The sequence below is a fragment of the Mycolicibacterium austroafricanum genome (genome assembly GCF_902705885.1).
GTDB lineage: Bacteria > Actinomycetota > Actinomycetes > Mycobacteriales > Mycobacteriaceae > Mycobacterium > Mycobacterium vanbaalenii_A.
Genome location: NZ_CACSIP010000010.1, coordinates 14269 through 30668 on the forward strand (window position 1 = coordinate 14269; position 16400 = coordinate 30668).

At 61.9% G+C, this 16400-nt stretch carries 15 protein-coding genes; 1 reads left to right on the top strand and 14 read right to left on the bottom strand.

The window, feature by feature from the left end; genetic code table 11:
- Nucleotides 1-27: 27 nt before the first annotated feature.
- Nucleotides 28-1506: a solute symporter family protein gene (locus BEMPMBAN_RS07850; protein WP_234897358.1), complete on the top strand. Its 1479-nt coding sequence runs from the start codon at nt 28-30 to the stop codon at nt 1504-1506.
- A 35-nt stretch (nt 1507-1541) separates the two neighbouring features.
- Here the strand turns inward: BEMPMBAN_RS07850 and lipA are convergent, their stop codons facing one another.
- From lipA to BEMPMBAN_RS07920, 14 genes are all read right to left on the bottom strand, one after another.
- Nucleotides 1542-2474: a lipoyl synthase gene (gene lipA / locus BEMPMBAN_RS07855; RefSeq protein WP_425294944.1), complete on the bottom strand. Its 933-nt coding sequence runs from the start codon at nt 2472-2474 to the stop codon at nt 1542-1544.
- 6 nt (nt 2475-2480) lie between these two features.
- Nucleotides 2481-2714 (bottom strand): biotin/lipoyl-containing protein, encoded by a 234-nt coding sequence (locus BEMPMBAN_RS07860; protein WP_159229806.1) that lies wholly within the window; start codon nt 2712-2714, stop codon nt 2481-2483.
- A gap of 7 nt (nt 2715-2721) precedes the next feature.
- A complete protein-coding gene (locus tag BEMPMBAN_RS07865; protein ID WP_159229807.1) occupies nt 2722-3759 on the bottom strand; it encodes an alpha-ketoacid dehydrogenase subunit beta in 1038 nt (345 codons plus the stop codon).
- 30 nt (nt 3760-3789) lie between these two features.
- On the bottom strand, nt 3790-4764 hold the full coding sequence (locus BEMPMBAN_RS07870; RefSeq protein WP_159229808.1) for a thiamine pyrophosphate-dependent dehydrogenase E1 component subunit alpha: 975 nt from the start codon (nt 4762-4764) through the stop codon (nt 3790-3792).
- Between the two features lie 133 nt (nt 4765-4897).
- The gene (locus BEMPMBAN_RS07875; protein WP_159229809.1) at nt 4898-5245 is read right to left on the bottom strand and encodes a 2Fe-2S iron-sulfur cluster-binding protein; all 348 of its coding nucleotides are present in this window, start codon (nt 5243-5245) and stop codon (nt 4898-4900) included.
- Between the two features lie 3 nt (nt 5246-5248).
- Nucleotides 5249-6574 carry an aromatic ring-hydroxylating oxygenase subunit alpha gene (locus BEMPMBAN_RS07880; protein ID WP_159229810.1) on the bottom strand — a complete coding sequence of 442 codons (1326 nt, stop codon included), beginning with the start codon at nt 6572-6574 and terminating at the stop codon, nt 5249-5251.
- Between the two features lie 332 nt (nt 6575-6906).
- Nucleotides 6907-8124 carry an amidohydrolase family protein gene (locus tag BEMPMBAN_RS07885; RefSeq protein ID WP_159229811.1) on the bottom strand — a complete coding sequence of 406 codons (1218 nt, stop codon included), beginning with the start codon at nt 8122-8124 and terminating at the stop codon, nt 6907-6909.
- A gap of 129 nt (nt 8125-8253) precedes the next feature.
- On the bottom strand, nt 8254-9396 hold the full coding sequence (locus BEMPMBAN_RS07890) for an acyl-CoA dehydrogenase family protein (protein WP_159229812.1): 1143 nt from the start codon (nt 9394-9396) through the stop codon (nt 8254-8256).
- Between the two features lie 117 nt (nt 9397-9513).
- Nucleotides 9514-11178, bottom strand: coding sequence for a long-chain fatty acid--CoA ligase (locus BEMPMBAN_RS07895; protein ID WP_234897359.1), 1665 nt, complete (start codon nt 11176-11178; stop codon nt 9514-9516).
- A gap of 27 nt (nt 11179-11205) precedes the next feature.
- Nucleotides 11206-12651 carry an aldehyde dehydrogenase family protein gene (locus BEMPMBAN_RS07900; protein WP_159229887.1) on the bottom strand — a complete coding sequence of 482 codons (1446 nt, stop codon included), beginning with the start codon at nt 12649-12651 and terminating at the stop codon, nt 11206-11208.
- A 126-nt stretch (nt 12652-12777) separates the two neighbouring features.
- Nucleotides 12778-13206 carry a limonene-1,2-epoxide hydrolase family protein gene (locus tag BEMPMBAN_RS07905; protein WP_159229814.1) on the bottom strand — a complete coding sequence of 143 codons (429 nt, stop codon included), beginning with the start codon at nt 13204-13206 and terminating at the stop codon, nt 12778-12780.
- 178 nt (nt 13207-13384) lie between these two features.
- Nucleotides 13385-13819 carry a Zn-ribbon domain-containing OB-fold protein gene (locus BEMPMBAN_RS32925; protein ID WP_159229888.1) on the bottom strand — a complete coding sequence of 145 codons (435 nt, stop codon included), beginning with the start codon at nt 13817-13819 and terminating at the stop codon, nt 13385-13387.
- A 13-nt stretch (nt 13820-13832) separates the two neighbouring features.
- Entirely contained in the window at nt 13833-15044 is a 1212-nt protein-coding gene (locus tag BEMPMBAN_RS07915; protein ID WP_159229815.1) for an amidohydrolase family protein, read from the bottom strand.
- 123 nt (nt 15045-15167) lie between these two features.
- Nucleotides 15168-16391, bottom strand: a complete 1224-nt coding sequence (locus BEMPMBAN_RS07920) for an acetyl-CoA acetyltransferase (RefSeq protein WP_159229816.1) — start codon at nt 16389-16391, stop codon at nt 15168-15170.
- Nucleotides 16392-16400 lie beyond the last annotated feature (9 nt).

Genomic DNA, 16400 nt, shown 5'->3' on the forward strand with positions numbered 1-16400 from the left:
CGAAACAAGTCGGTCGACGACCACCTCGTGGCCGGCGGTCGCATCGGCGGGCGCCAGAACGGGTTGGCGATAGTCGGTGACGCTGTATCGGCGTCGACGTTCCTGGGGACGATCGGCGCCATCGCGCTGTCCGGGTTCAATTACGTGTTTCTCGCCGCGTTTGCACCGATCGCCTTTGTGTTGGCCATGCTGCTCGTGGCAGAGCCGTTACGAAACCTCGGTCGTTTCACACTCGCCGACGTTGCTGCCGTCCGGTTCGCGGGTCGACCAATCCGCACGGCACTGGCCACCGGCACCGCTTCAATCAGCGTGCTCTACATCGTGGCGCAGTATGTCGCTGGCGGCTTGCTGGTCAAGTTGTTGTTCGGGATCGACTACTGGGCCTCCATCCTGATCATCACCGTCTTGACTTCGCTGTATGCACTCGTCGGCGGCATGCTGGCAGCGACTTGGATTCAGATCGTGAAGGCGATCATGTTGCTGACATGTGTCAGTCTGCTTATTCTGTTGCTGCTGCCCAAGTTCGGCTGGAGCCTGCTGCAGGTATTCTCGTCGGCTTCCGAGATCGATGAAGGCGCGCTGGTCGAGCCGATCCGCAGCGGTGTCGTAGAAAGCATCGACCAGATCTCACTCTCGGTCGGCCTGATCTTCGGCGTGATCGGCCTTCCGCATGTCCTGATCCGCTATCTCACCGTCAAGGATGCACAGACCGCGCGCACTTCCGCCATCACCTGCGTGTGGGTCGTCAGTGCGCTACTGATGACCTTCCCCGTCATCGCCTATGCAGCCGCCGCACTTCTCGGCGCCGAGTCGATTCAGGAGCCCTCGGCCGCCGGGAATCTGGCAGTTCCGCTGCTGGCCAAGCTCCTCGGTGGCGATGCCTTACTGGCCTTCGTTTCCGCGGTAGCCGTATCGACGATCCTGGCCTCACTGGCCGGGATGGTGATCGCCACTACCGGAGCGGTCGCACACGACATCTACGGTCAAGTCATCAAGTCGGGCATCGCCTCGCCACACACCGAGCTACTGGTCGCCCGGCTCACCGTGCTGGCGACCGGCGCCATCGCTACAGCCATCGCGCTCACTGCGAGGGATCAAAACATCGCTGTCCTTGCATCTTTGGCGATTGCTCTCGCGGCATGCAGCAATTTCCCGGCGCTCATGTTCACGATCTACGCGCGGCGCGTCACTGCCGCCGGTCTGACCAGTGGACTCTTGGCCGGCCTGCTTTCCGCAGTCGTGATGATCGGGTTGAGTCCCACGGTGCACGGAGCTGGCGCACCGATACCCTTGGTCAATCCCGCGATCGTGGCTCTGCCCCTGGCCGTCGCGGCAGTCATCCTTGTATCGCGGTTGACCAGGCCGACGGGCCGCGCCGCCGAGCTCGCGGATGAAGCGTTCGAAGCGATGCGGTACCAGGCCGTCACCGGCTCGGCTCCCCGCCACCAGAGCGACATCCGCCCAGACCCCGAGCAACGTCGAGATGTCGAAGGCGCGGCCAAGTGAGCGCCCCCTTCTGGTTAGACCGTCGATCCAAGCGGTCAAACGTGAGTCCCCGATCGCCGCGCGAGCGCCTGCGCGTACAGCCGTCCCGCTCGGTACGACGAACGCACCAGTGGACCTGCCAGCACGCCGGGAAAGCCAAGTTCTTCAGCAAAAGCCGCGTGCTCGTCGAACTCTTCAGGGTCTACCCAGCGCTCCACGGGATGATGCCGAACGGATGGGCGCAGGTACTGGGTGATGGTCACGATCTCACAGCCGGCCGCGAACAGATCTCCCAATGCCATCCTTATTTCAGCCGGCGTCTCCCCCATCCCGAGGATCAGATTCGACTTCGTGGTCAACCCGAAGTCCCGCGCAGCCGTCAGTACGCCCAAGCTGCGCTCATAGCTGAACGCCGGGCGGATACGCCTGAAGATCCGCGGAACCGTTTCAAGGTTGTGCGCAAAGGCTTCTGGACGCGATTCGAAGACCTCGTCGAGCTGCTCGGGGATCGCGTTGAAGTCCGGCGCCAACAGCTCGACGCCGGTGTTCGGGTTCAGAGCCCTGATCGCGCGCACGGTCTCTGCGTACAGCCAGGCGCCGCCATCGGGTAGGTCATCACGGGCCACGCCGGTAACCGTGGAGTACCGCAGCCCCATTGCTGCGACACTTTCGGCGACACGACGCGGCTCGTCACGATCCAACTCAGCGGGCTTGCCGGTGTCGATCTGACAGAAGTCGCAGCGGCGGGTGCACTGTTCCCCGCCGATCAGAAATGTCGCCTCCCGGTCCTCCCAGCATTCATAGATGTTCGGGCATCCGGCCTCCTCGCACACAGTGTGCAGACCTTCACGTTGCACCAGGGACTTCAGCTCTGTGTACTCCGGGCCCGTCCGAGCGCGAACCTTGATCCACGATGGTTTCGACTCGATGGGCTTCTGGGCGTTGCGAACCTCTAGGCGAAGTAGTCTTCGGCCGCCGGGGTCGACCATCAACGGTCAGTTGATCGTAGCGATGGGTGCATTTTGTTTGACGCCTTCGTCTTCCGCGACCAACAGGGAGATGGTGCCCGCCTGCGACGCAACGATCTCCATGTCGGCCTTGTCGACCGCGACCTCGGCGATGAGGTCGCCCTCCTCAACGACGTCACCTTCGGCGACGAACCACGTGGATACCACCCCCTCGGCGTCAGGATCGTTCTCAGACATCGCGGGGAACAGGATTTCTGCCATGTGTCTCTTACTTCCTCAGCATTTCTGTGATGGCCGCGCGAATGCGCTCGGGTGTGGGCAGGACTGCCGTCTCCAACGGACGTGCATAAGGCAGCGAAACATCTGGAACAGCGACCCGCACGGGCGGGACTCGGAACAACGATGGGTCGCGCTCAGTGACCCGGGCGATGATTTCGCCTGATAGCCCGAAGGATTCATAGTCCTCGTCGACAACGATGAGCCGACCGGTTTTCGTGACCGACTCAATGATGGTCTCGGTGTCCAGGGGAACCACACTGCGAAGGTCAACAACTTCGCAGTCGATCCCTTGATCGGCGAGTTCATCGGCCACATCCAGCGCGTGGTGCACCGAAAGCGAGAGCGTCACGATGGAGACGTCGGCGCCGGAACGAACGACCTTGGCCTTGCCCAACTCGATCTCATAGGGCTCGCGCGGCACCGGTCCGATCGACCGACGTGACTTGGACATCCACGACAAGCCCATGATGCCCTTGTGGAACAGGTAGACCACCGGGTTGTCGTCCCTGATCGCGGCAGTCATCATGCCCTTGGCGTCTTCCGGTGAGCTGGGGACGACGACTTTCATTCCGGGCAGATGCGCGAAGGTGCCCCACAGACACTGTGAATGCTGTGCGCCGTCAGAATATCCTCCACCCACCCCGGCCATCAGAACGACTGGCACCTTGACATTCCCACCCGAGAGGAACGGGATCTTGGCCATGTGGTTGTAGATCTGGTCCATGCACACACCGAAGAAGTCGACGAACATGAGGTCGACAATCGGACGCATCCCTTCCACGGCGGCGCCGACTGCAGCGCCGATGAAGGCGGTCTCCGAAATCGGAGTGTCAATGATGCGGTCCGCGCCGTACTTCTCCAGCAGTCCGGTGGTCTCGTCCCACACCCCGCCGAATTTACCGATGTCCTCGCCCATCACGAAAACCGCCGGATCGTCGTCCATTTCTGCTGAAATCGCTTCGACGATGGCCTTGGAGACGGTCAGCTTCCGAGTGGCACGCGCCGTTGTTTCTGTACTGGTGGTCATGATCGACTTCCTGTGGGATTTGTCTGTGGTCTAAACGAACTGGTAATCGCGCGCCGTCGCGGGATCGGGCTGCGGAGACTGTTTTGCATACGCGATCGCACTTTCCACCCGATCAACCGCCCAGGACCTGGTCGCTGCGACCATTTCGTCGTCGAGTACCCCCGCATCACGCAACCGGCGCTCATAGTTCGGTACCGGATCCAGCGCTGCAAGCCCGTCGAGATCCGGCCGGTAGAGTTGCGGATCACCCTCGAAATGTCCCCACAGGCGGAGCGTCTCCACCTCGATCAGGGTTGGGCCACCGCCCGTTCGTGCACGGTCGATGGCTTCGCCGGCGACCTCGTAGACGGTCTCCACGTCATTGTCTTTGACCAGAACACCCGGAATCCCGTAGGCGACCGCGCGTTCGGCGTTGGACGCCACACACGTCGATTGAGCCTTCGCGACTGACACACCCCAACCGTTGTCCTCCACGACAAAGATCACCGGGAGGTTCCAGAGCGCCGCGAGGTTCAGCGACTCATGAAAGGCGCCTTGGTTTGCCGCACCTTCGCCGCACACCGCAACGGCCACTCGCCCAGTCCCCTGGCGTTTGAACACCATCCCCATTCCCACCGCAGTCGGCAATCCTTCGGCGATGATTCCGGAACACGAAAAGTGCGCATCCTGATCGAACAAGTGCATATGTCCGCCCCGACCCCTGCCGAGACCGTCGATGCGGCCGAAGATTTCGGCGGTCATCCTCTCCAGGTGCACGTCTTTGGCCAGTGCCCAGCCATGCGGACGGTGGGGACCTGTCACGGCGTCGTCCCGCCGTAGATACGGATAGAAGCCGGCAGGGACTGGTTCCTGGCCGGTCGAAAGGTGCATCTCACCCGGAATCTGCCCCTTGGCGATATCGAAGCTGGGCTTCTTATCCGCGTGGTATTCGCGGAGGATGGCCTCCTCGTAGACCCGGATCATGTACATCATCCGATAAAGCTCGATCTTCACGGCACTGTCCATAGCCACTCTCCTCAGCGTTGTCACCTCAGTACACCCTTGTGATGCACGGGACCCACTGCAACGACCGTTATTTCAGATACTCGAGTACTGCCGGCACGGTGGGTACGCACAGTCCGATTGCGCCTGTCAGGTATCAGTCCGGCGCTTCGCTGACACCGCTCGTTCTCGGTTTCACACCGGTTTTGCGCACCCTGACGTCACCCTGCACACGGGCCTGGCAGGCCAGCCGGACTACGCGCGTTCGACGCACCAGCGCGGGGACGAGCTCCAGGGTGTCCCGTTCGGCTGGGCCGGCTTCCGAGAGCCGTCGGCCACCGGAGAGCACTTCAACCCAACAGATGGAGCACGTGCCGTCTCCGCCGCACAGCGACGGCCAGCGGTAGCCGGCACGCAGGGCGGCCCCCATGATCGTTTCACCGTCATGGACCTCAAGCTCGATACCGCTCGGTTCAACGGTGATCGAATGCTTGTCGGCGAGCATCTCCTACTTCGAAAGGTACTCGGCCAACGCGCGGTGCAGATTGGCGACGTTCCCGTCAGGACGTCCCCACACGGGTCCGCGGTAGCCGATCGAGTGCACGCCGCGCTGCCATATCGGCAAGTTGGTGAAGTCTTGCATCATGACCGTGCCCCACAATTTGGTATCGCGCCAGTCCTGGTAGTACTCGCTTTCCAGCGGCGGCCTCTCCGCGCCGTCCGGTACCAACTTGAGGTAATAGACATCCAAGAGGGACTGCTCGTGGTTGAGCCCGTTGGGCCGAAATCTCAGGATCAGTGCGTTGCCGGCGTTGCAGGGAATGGAAAAGTTCGGGAAGACATTCCACAGTTCGCCGGCCAGCAGCTCAGAGTCGTCGTACCGGCTGAGGTCCACCCCCTCGGCGGCCGACTGCTGGCGTCGGATGCCCGCAAAGAACGAGCCCAGCGACACGTCGTCGGGCAACGCCTTGACGGTCTCCATCAACGAGCTCGCCATTTCGACATCTTGCTCGTTGTAGTAGTCGAATTCACCCAGGTCCGCGAGCAACGCCATCAGCACATCAGTGCGGTCGCTGCCGTCGTCCTCGAGCCGGGCGCTCGGTTTACCCATGTTTCCCGGCCGGATGCGATGCATCCCGTGGTCACCGTGCTGCGCATAGATCATGCCCGTGTCGTCGAGATATCTCAGGGCCTGCGGGTGGGTACCCACCGCGTGGTAAGTCTCGACGAACGCCTCATGGCACAGCTTCCAGTTTGCATCGATGACCGTGGTACGTATCCGGGTACACGTCATCTTGTCGATTCCGTAGTGTTCGACACGACTGCGCACCGGTCCGAGGAACTCGTCAAGCGAGGGCGCCTCGAGGTCCATGTTGATGAATACGAACCCTGCCCATACTGCAGCCTGGCACTCGGGCAGTCGCAGCGCTTCTGCTGAGATGGCGTCGGGGTCGAAATCCTGCGGATCGACGACCTCATTCAATGACCCGTCGAGATTCCAGCACCAGGCGTGGGAGCGACAGCGCAACTCTGCACAAGATCCCCGGCCTTCCTTCAGCCGCATGCCCCGGTGCTGGCACGCGTTGTGGAAAGCCTTGATCTCACCATCTTCGCTGCGCACCAGAAGAATCGACTGGTCGGCAATCGTGTACTCACAGTAGTCGCCGGGATTTTCAACCTCCTCCACCCGGCACGCGACCTGCCAGACGCGCGGCCAGAGTTTCTCGTTCTCCATCCGGGCGAACTCCGGCGAGATGTAACGGTCTCGTATCCCGAACTCCGGGCCGGTACTGCGGTAGCCGGTACTGGTCCTGGACTCTGCAGTCGAGGTCATCGAAACCACCCTTCTGGATCGATCGCCGATTCCCGTGTCTCACCGAGGCACTTCGATCAGCCATCCTTTTGACTAACTTGTTCGGTCGGATCGGCGGCCATCTCACTACGACCCAGTTCTCAGATGGCCACCAAAGTAACGGTCAATCGTGGAAACAACGGCCCTGCAGTGGATCAGTCAACTTCGGTTCCTTTTCGTAACAGAGGCGCCACCGGCCAGCCGCCGTCGGGACAACGCACACAATCCAACTTCGACTGCACGGTCCATAGATGTAGATCGACAGTCCACTCCGGACGCGCCCTCGTGCGTTCCCGTCCGCGAGCCGCGCGCTCTCAGGAAACGCCCAAGAGCTCAGCTGCCGTGCCACCGTAGAACTTCGCTTTCTGTTCTGACGTGATGTCGTCGAGCACTGCACCGAATGTCGTCAGCGGGTGCGCAAAGCCCTCGCTGTGCGGCCAGTCACTGCCGAACATGACGTTGTTCTCGAGTCCCGTCTCGGTGATGTAGCTGGCGATGGGCTCCATCGGATTGACGGTGCTGCGGAAGTGATCGAGCAGGTACTCGCTGGGCTGTCGTTTGAGGTCGACGGTATGCCGCCGCGCAACCGCCTCGTAACGATACGAGATATCCAGGCCGGGCCCGTTGATGACGTTGCCGGTACTGCCCGGGATACCTTCAGCACTCATCCCGATGAGCCCGTTGATCCAGCCTGCGGTGAGTTCAACCGTCGCGAACCTCAGATCCGGGAACCTGTCGAACACACCGTTGAGAATGAGATCTGCAGCAGCGACCTGGACCCCGAGATGGGAGAAGGTCATATCGAGGGCCGTGAACAACGGATCACCGGCGTCCACGAACCAGCCTTCGTCGAGGCAGCTCGCACGCACATCGGCATCCTGAATATGGAAGATCGGAACGATTCCGTTGTCTACGAACGCCTTCCATGCCCTGTCGTGGTCGGGGTGAGACATCCGGCGGCCGTCGACCAGACCGTACGAGACCAACGCAGCCTTGATTCCGTTGTTGCCCAGGTACGCGAGTTCCTGTTCGAGCCAGCCCAGATCGCCGCCCCTGAGGGTGACGTGGCCCGTCGGCTCCAGACGCCCGGCCCCCTCCTGCCGTACGGCTACCGCCCAGCGGTTCCAGGCAGTGAAGTTCGCGCGGATGATGTCCAGCCGGTTGTACACGTAGCGTCCCCATACGGCGCCGAAGTGCGGATACAGAATCGTCTTGTCGACACCGAGCTCGTCGAGCTGCTCGACCCGCGCCTTCGCGTTGGTGCAGGACATGGGCATGTCTGCGACGTAGTCGATCTCGGCAGGCTTCCGGTCTTTCCAATTCTGCCACGGGCCGAAGAATGATACGAAACCGTCTTCGGGGACTGTCTTTCCGTAGATCCACATCAGCTGGTTGGTGGTCCTCGAGTACAGCCACGGATAGCCCAGCTCATCGCGCGTGAGCTCCAGTGCGAGATGCCGTTTGTCGGGATCGCAATGATCCATCCACATCTCCGGGTACTCGAACAGATGCTGATCGAAGTCAAAGATCACGGTGGCCCTCCATTTTGTCTGTGCCGCACGGTGTATGGGGCTGATGTGTTGATCCCAAGGTAGTTCGACGTTCTCAGGTGCGACACGGCCTGAAATTCAGATGGCGCGAATCTCCACCGCACGGGCGATTCAGAATCCCATGCTGCGGCCGATGAGGTCCTTCATGATCTCGGTGGTCCCGCCGTAGATCGTCTGAACGCGGGTATCGACGAAGTCCTTGGCCACCTTGTATTCGTTCATGTACCCGTATCCGCCATGAAGCTGAAGGCATGCATCGACCACACGGTTCGCCAGCTCCGTGCACCACCACTTCGCTTTGGCCGCATCCACGGCTGTGCACTCGTTGTCCAATACGCCTCGCAGGCAACGGTCAACGTACTGTTCGGCGATATCGAGCTCGGTGTCCAGCTCCGCAAGGACAAACCTGTTGTGCTGGAAACTGCCGATGCTCTGCCCGAATGCGCTGCGATCCTTCACATACTGCAGTGTTTGGCGGAAGGTCTCTCGTGCGCCCGCGATCGCGGCGATCGCGATCGACAACCGTTCGGACGGCAGATTGGCCATGAGGTGATAGAAGCCCCGGTTCTGTTCACCGAGGAGATTGCTGCCGGGTACGTGAACATCGGTGAAGCTCAGCTCCGCGGTGTCCTGCGCGGGCTGGCCTACCTTGTCGAGCTTGCGGCCCCGCTCGAAGCCCTCCATGCCACGTTCCACCACCAGCAATGACAGGCCTTTGTGCCCGGCCGAGGGGTCGGTACGGGCGACCACGATGACGAGGTCACTGTTGATGCCGGCCGAGATGAATGTCTTTGATCCATTGAGGATCCAGTCGTCGCCTGAGCGCACGGCGCTGGTGCGAATGCCCGCCAGGTCACTGCCGGCGCCCGGCTCACTCATTGCGATGGCGCCGATCAGTTCACCGGAGACGAAGCCGGGCAGCCAGCGTTGCTTCTGTTCAGCGGTGGCCAGATCCTTGAAGTACGGTCCGACGATGTCGTTGTGGACACTCAACGCGGGCGTGAGGAAGCCGAACTTGGCGAGTTCCTCGACCACCACGGCATTGAACCGGAAGTCATCGGATCCGCCTCCCCCGTACTCCTCGGGCATGTTGAATCCGATCAGGCCGTAGTTCGCAGCGGCGACGTACGCAGCCCGGTCGACGATCTTGTTTCGCTCCCACTTCTCGGCGTTCGGCGCGACCTCCCGCGCGATGAAGTGGGCGGCGGTTTGCCGCAACTGCTCATGTTCGACGTCGAAGATCAACCGCTTCATTGTTCTAGCTCTCTCTCCGGTACGCCACGGGGACGACGGACTCTCCATGAGTTGTTCAACACTGATTGCAGGCAGAGACGACACCCCGGTGGTGAGCGTCGTCTGCCGGGCTCGGCATCACTGCATGCCTGACGAACCGCCTTCAGCGAGCCGGTAGTTCTCGAACTGGGCCCGAAGGGTCTTCTTGCTGAACTTTCCGACACTTGTCTTGGGTACGGCATCGATGAACTCGACGGCCTCGGGCAACCACCACTTGGCCACCCTTGGTTCCAGGTGCTCTATGACCTCTTCGGCGGTCAACGATTCTCCTGCTTTCACCACGACGCACGCCAGGGGGCGCTCGACCCATCGTTCATGCGGGATGGCGATTACCGCAGCTTCAGAAACTTTGGGATGCGCCATGATTTCGTTTTCGAGGTGCACTGAGCTGATCCACTCACCGCCGGACTTCACAAGATCTTTCGTCCGGTCGACCAGCAACACGGACCCGTACTCGTCGCACACCGCGACATCTCCAGTACGAAGCCAGCCGTCGTCGGTGAAGGACGTCTCGTGGTCGGTCGACTCGTAGTACGCGCTGGCGATCCACGGTCCCGCAGCCTGTACTTCCCCGGTGCTGCTGTTGTCCCACGGAACCTCCGCCCCGGTTGCCGGATCGCAGACGCGTAGTTGGACGAGCGGTACCGGTGGCCCCTGACGTGCCTGGACGCGCAACCGCTCATCCTCGCTCAGGCCTTCATGGTGGGTTCGCGGTGTGCACAGCGTGGCCACCGGGCTGGTTTCGGTCATCCCCCAGATCTGGGTGATCGGCACCCCGATCGCCCGTAGATACCGCTGCGAGAGCGCCGTCGGAACGGCGGAACCGCCGCTGAGAATGATGCGCAAACCAGACAGATCGTAGTCACCCAGCAATGGTGCGATGCCCATCCATATCGTCGGCACGCCGGCGGTAACGGTGACTTTGTGGTCGGCCAGCAGAGTCACGAGCGCCTTGGGCGTCATATTCGGCCCGGGCAGTACGAGGCCGGACCCAGTGAGCAGTGCTGCGTAGGGCAGGCCCCACGAATTCACATGGAACATCGGAACGATTGGCATCACTACATCACGTTCGGACAACCCAAGCACATCAGCGGCGAGTGTGGCCAGTGCCTGCAGCACGGTGGACCGGTGCGAGTAGACGACCCCCTTCGGATTACCTGTCGTTCCGGAGGTGTAACACATCGCTGCGGCGGTGTTTTCGTCCCGGACGTCGAACTCGCCCTCATAGGGTTCGTTGTCCGACAGCAGCTGTTCGTACCGCAGTACCCGGGAATCGTCGGGGACGCTGTCAGCGGACCCGTCGTCGATGACCACGAAGTACTTCACCGTCGACAGCTTCTCTGCCAGCGGCCATAACACCGGGAGCAGAGAACGATCGACGAACATGATCTCGTCCCGGGCATGGTTCACGACGAAGACGATCTGCTCGGTGAACAAGCGGATGTTCACCGTGTGCAGAACCCGGCCGGTGCACGGGGCTGCGAAGTACAGGGCCAGATGCTGTTCGGTGTTCCAGCAGAAGGTTCCCACCCGTGCGTCATCACCGATACCCAGTGCATCGAGGGCGGTCGCGAGCCGCCGGACCTGTCCACACACATCGGCGATGGTGGATGTCGACACCGTGTCTCCGGCCGTGGCCGTGACGACGGGCTTGTGTCCGAAGTATCGCTCGGCGCGATGAAATATGTTTGGTAACACCAGCGCACGATTCTGCATCAGTCCAAGCACGGCGTGTCCTTCCATTTTCCAAAGGAACGGGACCTTCGGGTATCAGCCTGGTACCGCAATGGATTTCGTCTCGAGGAATTCGGCAAACCCGTCTGCACCGAGCTCACGACCAAGTCCGCTCTGCTTGTAACCACCGAAGGGTGTGTCGGCGGCCAGCCAGACAGCACCGTTGATACCCACGGTGCCGGTACGCAGTCTCCGTGCGACGGACAGGGCTCGACCAGTGTCCGGGCTGTGCACGGCTGCCGACAGTCCGAACACACTGTTGTTGGCGATCCGGACTGCGTCCTCGTCGTTGTCGTAGGGGATCACCACAAGAACGGGACCGAAGATCTCTTCCTGGGCGATGACAGCGTCGGGGCTGACGTCGGCGAAGAGCGTCGGCTCGACGTAGAACCCCACCGGCATGTAACCTGGCCTGCCGCCCCCGACGACCAGCCGAGCTTCCTGCTTGCCTTTGTCGATGAGGCTCAGGATCCTGTCACGTTGCGTGGCGTTCATCACCGGTCCTACGATCACGTCCGGGTCAGAAGGATCGCCGCAGCGCAGCGACTCGAAAGCGGCTTGGGTGATGGCCAGACCCTCGTCGTACCTGCTGCGCGGCAACAGAAGTCGGGTGGTCAAAGCACACCCCTGACCTGCATGTGCGCAGACTCCGGCGATCTGTGCGGCCAACGACGGCAGGTCGGCGTCGTCCAGGATGATGTTCGCGGATTTGCCTCCCAGTTCAAGGCACACCCGGGTGACATTGTCGGCTGCGGCGGCCATGATGCGCTTTCCGACACCGGTCGACCCGGTGAAGGTGATCATGTCGACCCTCGGATCCTGCACCAGGACTTCCCCGAGTCGCGGAGCAGCACCCGTCACCACGTTGACGACACCGGCCGGTATATCCGTTCGCTCAGCGATGATGCGCCCCAGTGCCGTACCACTCCAGGGCGTGTCGGGGGCCGGTTTGAGGATGGCCGTGCATCCGGCCGCCAGTGCCGCCGCGAGTTTGAACACATTCAACGGCAGTGGATAGTTCCACGGCGTGATCGCCGCGACGACACCGATGGGCTCCCGAAGGACCGTGCGTTGAGATGTCACGCCAGCCAGCGTGGCGCGCGACGACATCTGTACTTCATAGGGATAGCTGGTCGCCAGGTCCGCCCAGTAGGAGACCGCATCGAGGATGGTGTCGAGCCAGATCGAATGGGTCAGCGCGACCGGAACGCCGGCTTCCTGCACCAGGATCTGTCGCAAGTTCTCCTGTTCGGCATACAACCCGTCCCTGAGCTGCCGGAGACAATGGGCGCGGAACTGATGATCCTGTGACCACGTGGTGTTGTCAAAGGTATGCCGCGCTGCCGCGATCGCAGCGTCTGCATCCTCCCGACCGGCGTCCGGCGCAACCCCGATGCTCTCTTCGGTCGCGGGATTGACATTCGGGAAGGTTCGCCCGTCGGCTGCCTCACGCAGCACACCGTTGATCAACAGATGCGCCATGGGCATCCTCCATCCTCCTTGCGTGCGCGGGTGTTTCGATCCGTACGGCGAGTCCGGTCACGCACGGTGATGTCGTCAGCAACCGACGACATCACCGTGGGCGGCCACATCAGGACTCGCTCGTGACTATTTCTTGCCGGTGAAATAGGCCTCCACGTCGGGCAGCTCCGAAAGTCCCGCCAGAAGGCCGCGTGGGTCGAAGTAGTCGGTCCACCTGGCGATCTTGCCGTCGCGCACCTCGAACACCCCGACCACCTGCACTGTCAGGATCTCCTCACCCGCTTGAGTACGTCCGACGTCGACGCGTTCGGTGAACACCACGCCGTCAGGTCCCTCGGCAAGGTGGAACACCTCCGCGGTAAGTACGTAGTCGCCGAACACCTCGCCACTCATCTCGTGTTTGGACACGATGTCCTCGATCCCCACGCAGGGCGGAAAACCCGAGTTTCCCCACACCGCGTCATCGGTCATCGACGCCCGCAGGTGTGCGGGTACCTTGGACAGCGGCTGTTCCATGCCTTTGAGGAAAGCGCGGACGACGGCCTCATTGCTCATGTCATCTACTCCATTATCAGGGTGTTGGTTGCGGACGGATTCGACCACGCTGGAAGTTGCGACTCTGCGCCTCTACTACTGAGTTGGGGCGAGATACGCAGAGCTGTCTGGCATTTCAACATCAACCTGGTCGCCACCAGTTTGTGTCTGCCGGAGTGGCGACGTAAGGGGCGTTAGTTCAAATGGTGCGTTGCATCACTGCTTCACCGGATATGGATCCATCGTCGGGTATCCAGTTCACAAGTGTGACGTCCTCTGACGGCGTCACGAAATGCGCCCGCATTCGAGTACCAACTCTCAGGTCCGGACGTCCTGCAATGTAGCCCCCGAGGCGGACTCCCGGGGCTGCGTCGAGCTCGACCAGGACGAACGTGTACGGCACCGGGAAAGCGGCGTGCACCTGATGTTCGGCCACGGTCCAGGACACCAATCGAGCCCACGGTGCAACCACCTTCCATTCGGTCGCCCACGACCGACACGAATGACAGTACGACCGCGGCAGGTGCAGTACAACACCACAATTGGCGCAGGCACAGACGGCCACCTCACCTCGTTGTGCGGCGAGCCAGAATCCTGCCGTGTCCGGGTCATTGGTCACCGGCAACGGTGCCATGCTGCTCACGGGATCAGGTGAGCTGTTCGAGCTTGGTGATGTCCATGTTGAACAGTGAGGCGGCGCTCCGCCACAGGATCTTCTCCTTGGTCACGTCGCTGACGCTCTTCAGCCCCACCTCGATGGAGTGCTCGATCTCGGACTTGTCCAAGCATGTTTGGTGCGGATAGTCGGTCTCGAACATCAGGTTGTCCTCGCCGATGGCATCGATATGCCACGACTGGAGATCCTCGTACCAGTAGTTCGCATAGATCTGGCGGCGGAAGTAGTCGCTGGGCAGCATTCCGTCCTTGTGGAACTCCGGGCGCTCGAGCCACGGTTCGTACTTCTTGAAGTGGAAGTCCAAGGACTCCAGCAGAAACGGAATCCAACCGATCGCACTTTCCACCGAGACGAACCGCAGCTTCGGGTACCGCGCCGGTACACCCGACATCAGCAGATCCGCCAGCGTGATACCGCTCTCCAGGAAGAAGGACGTCGTGAGGCGGGCAAGGGTAGCGCGCCACCCCTCTACCCTGGTGCGCTCGTCGTTCATATGCGTGCCCAGATCCCCACCACCGACGTGGAAGCTGATGGACAGTCCAGAAGCCTCCGCGGCAGCCCACATCGGATCCCAGTGCCGGTCAGCCAGCAGGGGTTGCCCGTGCTGGTGCGGCTTACCCGTCGACACGAGTCCCTTGTGGCCGGCAGCGGCGCAACGTTCGATCTCGGCGACTGCGGCGTTCACGTCCCAGTAGGGAATCAGCGCCAGGGGAAGAAGGCGATCCGGGGCAACGGAGCTCCAGTCCAGCAGGAAGTCGTTATATGCCTGCAACGCGGCTGTTTGGAAATCGAGGGCGTCCGGACCGGCCGCGGCGAAGATGTTCGGCCCGACGAACCCGAGGTTGGGGAACAATGCGGCCGCCTGAATTCCGTAGTCGTCCATGACCTGCAACCGCGCCTTGGCATCGAATGCCGAAGGGTGCATAGAGGAGAACCGATCGGCGTAATCGGGGAACCTCGGCGACCGCATCGGCTTGCCATCCTCACCCGGCACCATGATGCAGGTGCCCACGGTGAACACGGGCTGATCGTTCATGCACCAGAACTCGCCCTTGCGCTCTTCGATCCACTTGACCTGTGGCACAAGGTTGCCCCAGCGCTTCTTGGACATCCTGCTGGTCCAGAGATCGGGTGGCTCGGTAATGTGGGTGTCAGTATCGATAATCAACGTCGAAGCAGCCATATTTCCTCCAGTTGAACCGTGTAGTCGGCGAGATGTGGTCGATACTCGAAGGATTCCCTGTGAGGGCTCATCCCGGCAATGGGTTCGTCTTCAGATGGTGAGCTTCTCGGCCGGAGTGCGCGATCACGTGCCGACGACAAAGGCCGCCACGGTGGTCGCGGATCCACCGATGTTGAGCAGCCCTGCTTTTCGGGCGTTGGGTACCTGATACTCCCCGGCCGTTCCCGTGACCTGCCGGGCACCGTCGAGCAACATTCGTACTCCGGTGGCGCCGACTGGATGGCCGAGTCCGAGCAGACCGCCGCTGGGGTTGATCGGCAGACCTCCGTCATGATCGACGACGCCGTCCTCGATGGCCTGCCACGACTTGCCCGGAGGCGTGATGCCGAAGTGGTCGATCGCGGCGTACTCCGACACCGAGAAGCAGTCATGGGTCTCCACCAGGTCCAGCTCTGTCGGGCCGCTGCAGCCGGCTCGGTCGTAGGCGTCCAGGATCGCCCGACGAAGGTGTGGGAACACGTACTCGTCCTCCGCGCTCGCGGCGAACTTGTCTTCCAGAAGCATGGTCCCCGTGCGGTGCCCCCACCCCAGGATGCGTGGCACGCTGTCCAGCGAAACCTTGTGATGCCGTGCCCAACTCGCGGCGTAACGTCGTGACGCAAGGATCACCGCCGCCGAACCGTCGGTGATGCGACTGCAGTCCTGACGACGTAACCACCCGGCCACAACCGGGTTCTGGATATCGTCTTCATAGAATGACTCACTGGTCAGCTGCCAGTCCCTGGTCTGAGCGCGCGGATTCCGACGCGCATTGGAGATGTTGATCTCAGCAATGCGGCCCAGGTGCCGGTGGTCGATGCCGTAACGGCGCTCATACTCATCCGCGATACGGCCAAACATGACCGGCCATGGGTACGGCTCGTCGATTACCTCACGGCCCGCCCACGCTGCACAGCCCAGCCTGCGTCCGGCCTCCTGTCCACCGATGTTGCGAAGCACTTCCACGCCGACAACCAAAGCGGCGTCGTATCGTCCGCTCTCGATATCGGCCATCGCGGCCAAGGCGGCCATGCTGCCCGATGCGCAGGCGGCTTCGTGACGCGACGCGGGCTTGCCGGCAAGGCGCGGGTCGACCGCGGCGACGAGGCCGCCGAGTTGGCCCTGCCCATTGAAGATCTCTCCGGCGAAGTTGCCGACGTGAATCACATCGACGTTGTCCGCCTCCATCCGGGCGTCGTCGAGCGCTCCGACCACTGCGGATTCGATGAGCGGGAAGATGTCGCCCGCGGGCGCCTTCTCTGCAAAATCGGATTGCCAGCCGCCCAGTATGTAGGTCGCCTCCGTCATGGTGTTCTC